General features: G+C 62.8%; 10 protein-coding genes and 1 pseudogene. 2 read left to right on the top strand and 9 right to left on the bottom strand.

The window, feature by feature from the left end:
• The 3 genes from C446_RS10310 to C446_RS10300 form a co-directional block, all read right to left on the bottom strand.
• Positions 1-928 (bottom strand): prepilin peptidase (locus C446_RS10310; RefSeq protein ID WP_006673038.1); only part of this gene is annotated, 928 nt, incomplete at its 3' end.
• A 236-nt stretch (positions 929-1,164) separates the two neighbouring features.
• Positions 1,165-1,554, bottom strand: a complete 390-nt coding sequence (fer, locus tag C446_RS10305; RefSeq protein ID WP_006673037.1) for a ferredoxin Fer — start codon at positions 1,552-1,554, stop codon at positions 1,165-1,167.
• A gap of 167 nt (positions 1,555-1,721) precedes the next feature.
• Positions 1,722-2,906, bottom strand: coding sequence for an inorganic phosphate transporter (locus C446_RS10300; protein WP_006673036.1), 1,185 nt, complete (start codon positions 2,904-2,906; stop codon positions 1,722-1,724).
• A gap of 267 nt (positions 2,907-3,173) precedes the next feature.
• On the opposite strand from C446_RS10300, the gene C446_RS10290 reads away from it, so the two are divergent.
• A complete protein-coding gene (locus C446_RS10290; protein WP_006673034.1) occupies positions 3,174-3,890 on the top strand; it encodes a glutamate/valine-rich protein in 717 nt (238 codons plus the stop codon).
• A gap of 27 nt (positions 3,891-3,917) precedes the next feature.
• On the opposite strand, the gene C446_RS10285 is transcribed toward C446_RS10290, so the two are convergent.
• The 4 genes and pseudogenes from C446_RS10285 to C446_RS10270 form a co-directional block, all read right to left on the bottom strand.
• Entirely contained in the window at positions 3,918-5,096 is a 1,179-nt protein-coding gene (locus C446_RS10285; protein ID WP_006673033.1) for an inorganic phosphate transporter, read from the bottom strand.
• Between the two features lie 794 nt (positions 5,097-5,890).
• The gene (locus tag C446_RS10280; protein ID WP_083861108.1) at positions 5,891-7,198 is read right to left on the bottom strand and encodes an alkaline phosphatase family protein; all 1,308 of its coding nucleotides are present in this window, start codon (positions 7,196-7,198) and stop codon (positions 5,891-5,893) included.
• Positions 7,195-7,558: pseudogene (locus tag C446_RS20460) on the bottom strand (2Fe-2S iron-sulfur cluster-binding protein). The gene C446_RS10280 and the pseudogene C446_RS20460 overlap by 4 nt, the downstream one beginning before the upstream one ends.
• Entirely contained in the window at positions 7,555-7,905 is a 351-nt protein-coding gene (locus C446_RS10270) for a 2Fe-2S iron-sulfur cluster-binding protein (RefSeq protein ID WP_006673030.1), read from the bottom strand. Before C446_RS10270 ends, C446_RS20460 begins: the two are co-directional and overlap by 4 nt.
• A gap of 131 nt (positions 7,906-8,036) precedes the next feature.
• On the opposite strand from C446_RS10270, the gene C446_RS10265 reads away from it, so the two are divergent.
• Complete coding sequence (locus C446_RS10265) at positions 8,037-9,302, top strand: saccharopine dehydrogenase family protein (RefSeq protein WP_006673029.1); 1,266 nt, start codon at positions 8,037-8,039, stop codon at positions 9,300-9,302.
• A gap of 12 nt (positions 9,303-9,314) precedes the next feature.
• Here the strand turns inward: C446_RS10265 and C446_RS10260 are convergent, their stop codons facing one another.
• The gene (locus C446_RS10260; protein ID WP_006673028.1) at positions 9,315-10,310 is read right to left on the bottom strand and encodes an ABC transporter permease; all 996 of its coding nucleotides are present in this window, start codon (positions 10,308-10,310) and stop codon (positions 9,315-9,317) included.
• A complete protein-coding gene (locus C446_RS10255) occupies positions 10,307-11,236 on the bottom strand; it encodes an ATP-binding cassette domain-containing protein (protein ID WP_006673027.1) in 930 nt (309 codons plus the stop codon). The genes C446_RS10260 and C446_RS10255 overlap by 4 nt, the downstream gene beginning before the upstream one ends.
• Positions 11,237-11,240: the final 4 nt, after the last annotated feature.

Here is an 11,240-nt window from a genome sequence, read left to right as displayed (position 1 = left end):
GTCCCTCGCGGAGGTCCGCGGGAGCGGTGCCGTAAGCCGTCCCGTCGATGTCTGCCAGGAACGCGTCCGCTCCCCAGGGATCGTCGTAGTCGGAGGCCGACGGACCTTCGTCTTGGCCCTCGTCATCGTCGTCATCACCATCGTCGTCGTCAGCACGGACCGAAGCATCGAGCGAGTCGTCCGGTTCGCCGGTACCGTGGGGCACTGCCGTGACCGCGCCGTCCGTCGGCGGGTTCGGCTCCTCGGGTAGCGTCGCCGGATCGCGCAGCAGGTCGCCGTTCTCGCGGATATCGGCGAGCGAAAGACCGCGCCACCGGAGGTACATCCGCAAAGCATCCAGATCCAGCCCACCTCGAGAGACTCCCGCCGGCGTCTCGAGCAGTCGTCCGTGCCGTTCCGGAAGGTCGTCGATGGCGACCGGCCAGCCGATGAACATCACGGGCGCGATCCGTCCCGCGATCGCGTTTCGCACCGCGAGCACGATCGGGATCACGATCGCGACGAGGACGGCGTTTGTCAGAACGGTAAAGGAGAACGCGCCAACCGGCGTCGTCGTGACGGGAAGGCTGACGGCACCGATCGCGTACTCCGGGAAGGTCGGAAACAGCAAAGCGAGCACGAGCAAGGCCTTCGCGTCCGCACCGCCGAAGCCACCGAACCACCAGAACAGGTACGCGATAGGAACGACGACCCCGAGACTGATCGCCGCGGGGACGAGGAACTCGTGGGTCCAGGCGTGGCCGCCGGCCGCTCGAGCGGTCCACCCTTCCCAGACGAGGAGGACGCCACCGAGTAGAGCCAGCGGAATCCAGACGCCACTCGAGACGCGTCTGGTCTTGATATCCCGGATCGCGACCCAGGCGAAGACGGGGAGAGCGACGAGACGCAGGAGGTCAGGGCCGGTCGCGGAGACGACGCCGAGTGTCACGCTCACGGATACGTGTCTCTCTCGAGTCCGGCGGCGTTATTGTTTCGGCCTCGTCCGGCTCTCGACTCGAGTCGGGAGCAGTCCACCCACGACTTCGGTCACGGGATTTCGAGTGCCCCGGCCAGAGTCCGGTTCCGATCCGGACGACGGCGGATCGACCGACACCCGATCGAACGGTAGCGCTACCGCTTCTGGAAGTGGGTGAGCGATAAAAAGTGACGCTTGTGTGCGTCAGTTTAAATGACGCGGTTCTGCAGGTAGTCGAGGTGCTTCGCGTTGTAGACGATCTTGACCTCGTCGGTCTCGGCGGAGCCGATGCAGGTCAGACGAACGTTCTTCTCCTCGACCTCCTCGTCGCTGAGGATCTGCTGCATGTCCATGTCGATCTCGCCTTCGACGACGATGGCGGCACAGTTCGCACAAGCGCCGGCACGGCACGAGAAGGGCCAGTCGTAGCCCTGGGCCTCGGCGGCCTCGAGGATGTACTCGCCCTCGTTGACCTCGAGAGTACCGTAGTCCTCGTCATCGAGATCGGCCTCGGCGGCGTTCTCGAAGACTTCCTCGTCGTACATGTCCCAGCCCTTGTCGTCCAGCACTTCGTAGTTGAGGTATTCTACCGTGGGCATCGTTTGCTGATTCGAGGGCCGGACTGGTATAGCTTGCTGTTCAGTCTTCAATCGTTTTTAACACAAAAGCGGCGCGTAACCCCACTCAAACCACCAATAGGCGACAAATGGCGGGTCGTGAACTGTTGGCACGAGACTCGAGACCACGAACGACCGTTCACCGCGGTTCAGAACCCGAAGATGGGAACGAACCGAAACGTGAGAAACGCCCCGACCGTCGAGATGATCGGGACGATGTTTTGCATGACGATGACACGGGCCGTCGTCGACGGATCGAACAGGTCGGACGCCTTCGGGATGTCTTCGGGCTCCTCTTCTCCGATCTCGGGTGACTCCTCGCCTTCCTCTTCGACGGTCAGTGCGCCGACGGAGACGCGCGTCTCCTCTTCGCCGCGGGCAGCTTTCGAGAGCGTCGTCGTTCGGGTCGCACGGCCCCAGCCGAGTCCGACGATCGTCATCGTCGCGATGACGACGAAGCTGGCGGGAATGCCGATAGAGGAGAGTCCGACGACGATCGTCGAGCTGATGACTGCGACGACGATCGCAGCCGTCAGCGGCAGGTTGGTGATGTCGTTGCCAAGCGTCTCCATCGTTCGGCGGGCGATGGTGAAACAGCCGACCGCGACCGCCGCGGAGCCGATCAGGATCAGCGTCAACATGTCGACGTCGCCGGTGCCGTAGATCGGCGCGATCGCGTTGGCGATATTACTCGTTCCGGAGGAAAAACCCATCAGACAGCCGATCCCGACGACGACGAACGCGCCTGTAATCTCCCGACGGTCGGCGTTCGAGCCGAACTGGAACTGTGGGACGAGCCCCGACCACGAGACTCGGATCATCTTCTCGCCGTCGCGGCTTCCCTCGATCGCGACCCACTCGTTGATCCGGGTGTAGAAGTATCGGCCGACGAGGCCGCCGACCCAGAAGCCGATGATCGGTGCGACGATCCACCAGACGACGATCTCTCCCAGCACGTCCAAGGCGAGCTCGCCGGTCGCGAACCCGAGCGCGGCGATCGCGCCGACGGCAGTCATCGACGTCGACGCCGGGACACCGACGTAGTTCCCGACGAACAGCGCGCCGCCGATGAAAAAGAGGACGGCGACGTTCGACCGAAGCGTGAAGATCGAACTATCGTGGACGAGGTCGTCGCCGAGCGTCTCGACGACCTCGGGGCCGATCGTGACCGCACCCAGGAAGAAAAAGACAGACATTAGCGCGGCTGCCATCAGCTTCGTGATGACGTTCGCGCCGACGGCCGGACCGAACGCCGGGCCGGTCGTCGCGCCGCCGATGTTGTACCCGACGAACACCGCGACGAGAAGCCCTACGATAAGCAGTACTTCGGTCACAGTAGAAACTCACGCGAGCAGATCGTAAAAATGGCTCTGTTCGGTCACAATGAGAGCGAGCAGGTCGAACGGAGCGGCCGTCGAACGATCCATGTACGAAAGCATTTCAACTGACCGCTCCGTACGCTTCGTCATCATGTCTGTCGGCCAGGGTTCTTGCAGACGAAGCGTCCGCTGGGCAGAGAGAAAGACGGCGTCCAGTCGAAACGATCGGGTCGCGAGCCGGCCTACGGTCGTTCGCTCGAACAACACAGGTGACGAGTACCGATGTTGAATCCGGTCCACGTCGACGCGGCCGTCGATCTCGCCTACGGCGCGTTGATCGCGCTCTCGATCGTGCTGATCGCCCTTCTCGAGACGAGGGTCGGGATCGCGTTCGGTATCGGCGTGTTCGCCGCCTACGTCGTCCACGTCGTCTGGAAGATGGCCCGGTTCGACCCGGACTGGATGACCCGGACAGTCGAGGAGACCGTCGAAGAGACGGTCGGCCAGACAGTCGAACAGTCAGTCGAGGAGACGGTCGGTGAAACCGTCGAAGAGACGGTCGGCGAAACAGTCGAAAAACAGGTCGACGAAGTTCAGGCCCAGGTCGAAGAGACCGTCGAAGAGACAGTCGGTGAAACCGTCGAAGAGACCGTCGAAGAGACAGTCGGTGAAACCGTCGAAGAGACCGTCGAAGAGACAGTCGGTGAAACCGTCGAAGAGACCGTCGAAGAGACAGTCGGTGAAACCGTCGAGAAACAGGTCGACGAAGTCCAGGCCCAGGTCGAAGAGACCGTCGAGGAAACCGTCGAAAAGCAGGTCGACGAAGTCCAGAGCCAGGTCGAAGAGACCGTCGAAGAGACGGTCGGCGAAACCGTCGAGAAACAGGTCGACGAGGTCCAGGCTCAGGTCGAAGCCGTCGACGAACGGGTCGACCGGCGGCCGCGAGAGGACGAAGTCGAAGGGATAGTCGAGGAATCAGTCGACGACGAATCCGAGTGACTCCGAACTCGCACCGAGCGAGCAGCGTCAGGCGACTCCCGGAAATGCGACGAAGAATCCGTAAGCCAGGATCGTCGACATCGACGGCCCGATAATCCACATCGAGACGTACTTGACGATCGCTCGAGGGTTAAACAGGTCGGCCCCACGGAGCACGTCTTCGGACTCCGGTTGCCCGATTCGAGGAGCGTTCTCGCCGACCTTCTCCTCGGCGACGATTGCACCCAGGTCGATCTCCGTGTCTTCCACCTCACGAGTGACTGCCTCGCGGACAGTAACGGGACGGGTAGCCCGTCCCCATCCGATGCCGACGATCGTCATCACCGTCGCCATCACGAGGCTGATCGGGATGCCAGCCCACGAGAGAAGCGTCGTGATCGTCGACGCAGTCACCATGACGAAAAGCGCCGCGAGCAACGGGATGTCGCTCAGTTCGCCCCCGACGGACGCCATCGTCCGGCGGGCGATGGTGAACCCACCGAGGCCGATCGCCAGCGTGGCGACGATGATCGCGGTGTCCGGTTCCAGTCCGGCACCGGTGCCAACCAGCGGTGCGGCGGCGTTCGGGACGTTGCTCGCTCCGGCGCTAAAGGCCATGTAACAGCCGATGGCAAACACCGCGATCGTGGTTGCCAGTTCCTGTCGCGTCGTGTTCGGGCCGAGCGCCGGCGTCGGGATCGAGCCGCTGGACTCGAGTCGAAGCAGAGGGCCATCCGACTTCTCGATGTCGACCCGGCGGTTGACCCACGGATAGATGTAGCGACCGATCAGCACACCGACCCAGAGGCCGATGATCGGCGTCACGATCCACCAGGAGATGATCTCGGCGACCATCGGGTAGTTCAGGGTCCCCGTGGCCAGCCCGAGGCCGGCGATCGCGCCGACAGTCGTCATCGAGGTCGGGACGGGAACGCCGAAAACGTTGGCGACGAGCATCCCCAGACCGATGAAAAAGAGGACGGCGACCCCGGCAGTCAGCGTGAGGTCGGTCGTGATGATTCCGTCGCTGAGCGTGTCCATCACTCTCCGACCGACTGTCCAGCCGCCGAGGAAGACGAACACGGTCATAACCGCCGCAGCGGTCGTCTTCGTGACGATTCCAGCACCAACCGACGGACCCCACGTGATCCCTGTGGACGAGCCGCCGATGTTGAACCCGACGAAAATCGAGGCGATAACTCCGACCGCCAGCACCGTTTCGACCATCGGCGGATGGTATTCCGCCGGTCGTAAATAACAGGTGGATTCCGGCCACGTGACTGCTGTCGGTGTCTGCCTTCGGGTCGCTCGCGGTTCACTGGGGCTCACTGGAGTTCACTGGAAGCGAGGGAGGAACAGACACCACTCACAGCGGTCACGGAGGGTGTTGTGACGACGTATTTCGGGGGCTAACCGATCGGGTGGCCTGCGAACCTATAGTAGCCATTGCAAGTCAGTGCGCACCTGATCGCCAGAGAGACCGGCGATCGGTGTGTACTGGCTTGCAGTTGTTACTAGCCTGTTGCAGCTTCAATATCCGTTCGCAGGACGTGGCTAGGTAGCCTCGATCAAAGCGACTGATATTGAAGCTGCGACAGGCGATATAAGGAAAACGGCGACCAAGAGCGATAGCCGCTCGATCGTTCCCCCTTCAATGAAAGAACCATCAGGAAATTTGAATTATTTCTGGTGAATCAAGAGCCGAGTGATGCTGAACCCCTATTTAACACCCAGCTCTGACGGACTGCAGTCGATTTCTACCCCGTGTACGTTGGTTACGGATTTGACTGACGGGAGGGACGTGTCTTCTCGAAGGTCAAACCATTATTTGATCTATGCTCTTGTGTAACATTGTTGATCGAGTCCCTCTTGCGACTGTGCGTTGATTGCAATGGACTGGGTCAGCAGGAACCGTTCTACACAGAGCTCCCCGTCACACAGACGAGCACCGCAACTGGTTCAACAATCTCCGACAGAAGAGCGTAACGAAGTAATACTCGTCTGTGTAACTACCGAACAAGTTAGCCAAGAATCGTCTGTGAGGTGCCGTCGGTTCCGGCAAGGCTGTCCAGTCTAACGGCACCGAAAGGAACGAGTAGTTCTCGGGGATGGAGACCACCGTGATCGCCGACCAGTTCTAGTTCTTCCGGTTCTTCGCTATGCCACACAGTGGTGGTTTCAGGAATGACAACGAGGTCACCGAGACGTTCAGTGAATAATTTGGACGGTCCGTGAGTCCCCCAGAGATTGCTTTCCAGTGCCTCTTCTCGGGTCAGCACCAGTGCATCGAGTCGTTCGCGAAGTCGCGTGTGAATACGGTCGGTACTGCCGTCTGTAACGAAGAGATGCAGATTCCGACCCGACCCACTGATCGCGGGGACGCCATTACGATCTCGTCGGAGGTGTCGATCGACGACTGGGTCCGCCAGAACGTCGACATTCTCGCTGGAACCACTGTCGACTTGGCCATGGTCGGCAATGAAGAGTAGTAACGTTTCCTCGGCAACGTCCGTCCGGAGACGATCACAGAGTTCGCGCTTGAGCGTTGCAGACAGGCAGTTCAGTTCGGCGTTGTGCCGCTCTGAACGTGTGCCTTCGGCGTGCCCAGCGGCATCGACCAGAGGCGTGTAGCCATAACAGTACGTTGGGGCGGAGCTCTGCTCGAGGACGCGGCGAAGCTGAACGGCGAAGTCAGCAGGACTGGTGTAGGTATGGGTCGATGCACCGGCGGTTTTGGGATCGTCGCTGGAATCGAACGGTTCGACGATATGCGTATCGATGCCCTCCGACTCGAGTTGGTGATAAATTGGCGTCTCAGTAAACAGGGAGCCGTCGTCGGGATCGATCGGGTCGCCCCGTTTCGTCTGGAACGGCAACGGCTCGACTACGAGGTCCCGACCGGGTAGATAGAGGTTCCAGCCGAGTTGGCCGTGCTCAACCGGTTGGAGGCCGGTGTGGAGGGTCGGGACACAACTAGGAGTCTCGGAAGGGAAGACACTCGTCAGCGGCGTTACGCGACCGCGGCATGCGATCCGGTCGAAGAACGGAAGGTTGGAATGAGTCTCTTGGAACTGGTCGAACCCGTAGGCGTCGACAAACAGGACGAGGACGTTGGAAACGGTTGTATCGATACCATCGAATACATCGTTGGGTAACGTTGGCCCCACCGCTGAGTCAAGAACGCCTGCTGCTGTTCCCGGAATACGGCTTATGCAATACCCATCGTAGTCGGGGTGGACGAACCCGGAACGGACCGTGTTGGCCCGGAGAGCAGTCGCACGCTCAGTATCTATCATACGCCATCCTGTCAACAAGACAGTAAAAGTCATTCGCTACTATCCACAAACTCCGACTCCGATCTATCGGGAATTACATGCTCCCAGACGCGTTTTTCGAGGGTTCTACCCGTCATTGGGCGGTCGAGCTCGAGACAGCAGGACAGTCGCGGGTAGCCGAATCGGACGGCGACAGCGTCGTGCCGGTGGACGGGTCGGGTGCCGGGACGACCTCGACGGGACAGGTCGCACACAGGCCCTTCCCCCCGCAGTTGAGCCGCGACGAGACGGTTCCGGACACCGAAGCCCTCGGTCACGGAGGGCGTCCCGAAGCGTCGTTCCGCGTTCGACCGTGATCGTCGATCGCTCGTCGCCGTCGATCACGGTGAGTTCGATCCCCTCGCTTACAGTCACGGTTCCTCCGTATCGGCTTGCTCCCCCGCTCGCTCGGTGTGCTGTCCCCAGAACTCCGGATACTTCTCGACGACGAGATCGTCTTCGACGCGGAGCTGACAGGCGAGTCGGAGCCCTGACTCCGTATCGTGGGGCGGGATCGACAGACGAAGGCGTTCCCGAGGTCCGGCCGCTCCCACCTCGCCGGACACCGCAACGGCACAGGTGCCACACGACCCCAGCCCACGACAGTTGAGGGTGTCGGCCCGGCCGTTGTGCGGTGACTCGTCCGCCCGGAGAAGAACGTTCCGGAGCACTGCGCCCGTTTCGCACTCGAGTTCCCGGTCACGAACGGTAACCGTAGGCATGACCGATTTCCGGACGCGGGAGACAAAACCGCACTGCCATACCAATGATGGGGACGGGCCGTGAGAGACCGCCGGATCAGTAGAGCCCACCGAACAGTTGAGGATGTTGGGCCACGAATACACCGGTACTCGTGTCGAACACCGACCGGACACACGACCTCGTCCTCTGGGGCGCAACCGGCGTCGCCGGCCGCCTCGTCGCCGAACACCTCACCGAACAGTACACGCCGGACGACCTCTCGGTCGCGCTCGGCGGCCGCGACGAGACGCGACTGCGGGAACTGGAAGCGACGCTCGTCGACCAACGCGCCGACTGGACGGAGATTCCGATCGTCGTCGGCGACGCGACGGATCGGGAGAGTCTAGACGCCATCGCCGAAGCGACCCGCGTCGTCTGTACGACCGTCGGGCCGTACACGAAGTACGGTACGCCGCTGGTCGAGGCGTGTATCGCGGCTGGAACGGACTACTGCGATCTCACCGGCGAGATCAACTGGGTCCGCGAGATGATCGACCGATACCACGAGGACGCGGTCGATGCAGGCGCGCGGATCGTCCACAGTTGCGGTTTCGACTCGATTCCCGCCGACCTCGGGACGAAGCTCGTCCAGTCGTACGCCATCGACGAGTTCGGGAGCCCCTGCGATCTGGTTCGAATCTACCTCGAGGACGGTCGCGGCGGGGTAAGCGGCGGCACGGCCTCGAGCGCCCTCGAGATGTTCCGGGCCGCGGCCACCGATCCGGTCGCCCGGAAGACCCTCCGGAACCCATACTCGCTGGCACCGCCGGGCGAGCGCGACGGCGTCGATCCGGGAGCACAGTCGTTCCCGCGAAACGATCCGCTACGAGGCGAGTGGACGGCTCCGTCACCGATGGCGGCCGTAAACGAACGAGTGATCCGGCGGAGCAACGCCTTACTCGGGTATCCGTGGGGTCGCGAGTTCGAGTGTACGGAGGTCGTACCCGTGGGATCGGGTCCGGTTGGCATGGCGGGTGCAAGCGCCGTCACGGCCGGCCTCGGGGTGGCGACTGCGGCACTGACGTTCGGCCCGACGCGGGAAGCGCTCCGCCGGGTCGCGTTCCCCGACCCGGGTGAGGGGCCGACGAGAGAAGAGATCGAGAACGGATACTTTACGATTCGCGTACTCGGCCGCGGTACTGCCCCTGACGGTCCCTTCGTGGTGGAAAGTCGAATCAGCGCCGACCGTGATCCCGGCTACGGCGCGACCGCGAAGATGCTCGGCGAGGCCGCGATGTGTCTCGTCCGCGAGGAGATCGACTCGCCGCTCGAGGGCGGCGTTCTCACGCCGGCGTCGGCGATCGGTGATCCACTTGCCGACAGGCTTCGGCAGGCGGGACTGGTCGTGGACGTTGGCGAGTGGGATGGGGCGGCGTAGCGATTCGCCGACTTACAGGTCGACCCACTGGAACCAGTAGATCGCTACCGCGAGCGGGACGACGATCCAGAACAGCAAGACGACGATCGCGAACCAGTCCTGGAGGAAAAGAGGAACGCTCCCGCCGAAGGCCTCTTCCATCGACTGGACGACGCCCGGGTCCTGTTCGGCGACCGAGGTCACGAACGAGAGGACGCTCCGATAGGCGACGCCCGGGTCGAAACTGTGAAACAGAAACGCGATGTCGTGGGGGCGCTCGAGCGCGATCTGGTCCCCGCCGGGCCCGGTGACGGTGTACTCGACGCCGGGCAGGTAATCAAGCTGGACCAGGGTGTCGACGGCGACGAGCATGGTCTCCCAGACGACGTAGAACAGCACGAAGACGCCGAACGCGAGCGCGCCGGCGATCGTCGTCGATCGGGTTAGCGACGACAGTCCGATGGCGATGCTGGTGTAAGCTAGTCCGTAGAGCACCGACACCGCGAACAGGCCGACGTAGTCGGCCAGATCGAAGCCACCGAACAGGATGGCGACGACGAAGGCGGCCAGGAAGAAGCCGACGAACAGCGAGAGCGACAGGACGGCCGAGCGGCCGACGAACTTGCCGAGTAACACGTCGGTCCGGGAGTGTGGCAGCGAGAGCAGCACTTTGAGACTGCCAGTCTCGCGTTCACCCGCGATGGCCTTCCAGCCCAACACCAGCGCGATCACCGGAATGACCAGCCGGGTGACCTCGTGAACGGTGCCGACGAGCCCGGCCGTCGTCGCTTCGGCGGTCGGAGCATCGCCACCCAGATACCACAGCAGCACCGTTGGGAAAACGAGAATCGAGAAGAAAAAGACGCTCAGAAAGAGAAAGAGCCACGACCGAATCGAGTCCTGGAAGTCCTTCTTCGCGACGGCGCGGACGCTCTGGAAGCTGACGGTGCCGATATCCCCACTTGGGGCAGCACGCGCGGACGTGGCGGTGGGATCGGAGCCGTCACCCGGGGTGGTATCGGCACTCATCGTGCCTCCACCTCCGAGCCCGTCGTGTACGACTGGAACACGTCCTCGAGGGACGCCTCCTGGGTCGAGAAGTCCCGGACCTCGATACCGTGGTCCTCGAGTGCGCCCAGCACCGCGGTTTTCGAGCCGTCGACGCCGACGACCAGCGTCGGCTCCGCGTCGCTTCCGCCGATTTTCACACTCGAGACGGCCTCGAGGGCCCGGACCGCCGCGAGCGCGTCGTCGTCGATCCGATCGACGGTCACGCGAAGCGTCGTGCCGTCTTCGAGGGAGTCACGTAGTCCTTCGACGGAGTCGACGGCGACCATCTCGCCCGCCCGGAGGATGCCGACGCGGTCACAGACCGCCTCGACTTGCTCCATGCTGTGACTCGAGAAGAAGACGGTCGCGCCCCGCTCGTTCTCCGCGCGGACGATCTCGCGCATCTCGCGGGCACCGTTGGGATCGAGTCCGGTGGAGGGCTCGTCGAGTATTAGCAGGTCGGGGTCGCCCACGAGCGCCATCGCGAGCATGAGTCGCTGGGCCATCCCTTTCGAGTAGCCGCCGGCTTTCCGGTCGGCCGCGTCGGCAATACCGACCCGCTCGAGCAGCGCCTGGGGGTCGTCGTCGACGCCTTTCGACTCGATCGCAAACTCGAGATGTTTGCGGCCGGTGAGTCGCTCGTAGACGCGATAGCCTTCGGGGAGCACGCCGGTCCGGGCCCGGATCTCGCGGCTGTGTTCTTGGGCGTCGAACCCCAGGACGGCGGCGCTGCCAGCAGTCGGACGGACGAAATCGAGAAGGACGTTGATCGTCGTCGACTTACCGGCACCGTTCGGGCCGAGAAAGCCGAACACTTCGCCGTCTCGCACCTCGAAGGAGAGTTCCGAGAGCGCGAGCGTCCCACCGAACCACTTGGTCAGACCGTCGACTTCGATGGCGGGCATGTCC

It is taken from the genome of Halobiforma nitratireducens JCM 10879, from assembly GCF_000337895.1.
In the GTDB taxonomy this organism is placed as follows: domain Archaea; phylum Halobacteriota; class Halobacteria; order Halobacteriales; family Natrialbaceae; genus Natronobacterium; species Natronobacterium nitratireducens.
The sequence above is the reverse complement of the archived record's forward strand: the minus strand, read 5'-3'. Positions and strand labels throughout refer to the sequence as shown.

Bases quoted from the DNA above. Each gene is read 5' to 3' on its own strand.
- fer (WP_006673037.1), bottom strand. From the start codon at position 1,554: ATGCCCACGGTAGAATACCTCAACTACGAAGTGCTGGACGACAAGGGC.
- C446_RS10290 (WP_006673034.1), top strand. From the start codon at position 3,174: ATGTTGAATCCGGTCCACGTCGACGCGGCCGTCGATCTCGCCTACGGC.
- C446_RS10285 (WP_006673033.1), bottom strand. From the start codon at position 5,096: ATGGTCGAAACGGTGCTGGCGGTCGGAGTTATCGCCTCGATTTTCGTC.
- C446_RS10280 (WP_083861108.1), bottom strand. From the start codon at position 7,198: ATGACTTTTACTGTCTTGTTGACAGGATGGCGTATGATAGATACTGAG.
- C446_RS10270 (WP_006673030.1), bottom strand. From the start codon at position 7,905: ATGCCTACGGTTACCGTTCGTGACCGGGAACTCGAGTGCGAAACGGGC.
- C446_RS10260 (WP_006673028.1), bottom strand. From the start codon at position 10,310: ATGAGTGCCGATACCACCCCGGGTGACGGCTCCGATCCCACCGCCACG.
- C446_RS10255 (WP_006673027.1), bottom strand. From the start codon at position 11,236: ATGCCCGCCATCGAAGTCGACGGTCTGACCAAGTGGTTCGGTGGGACG.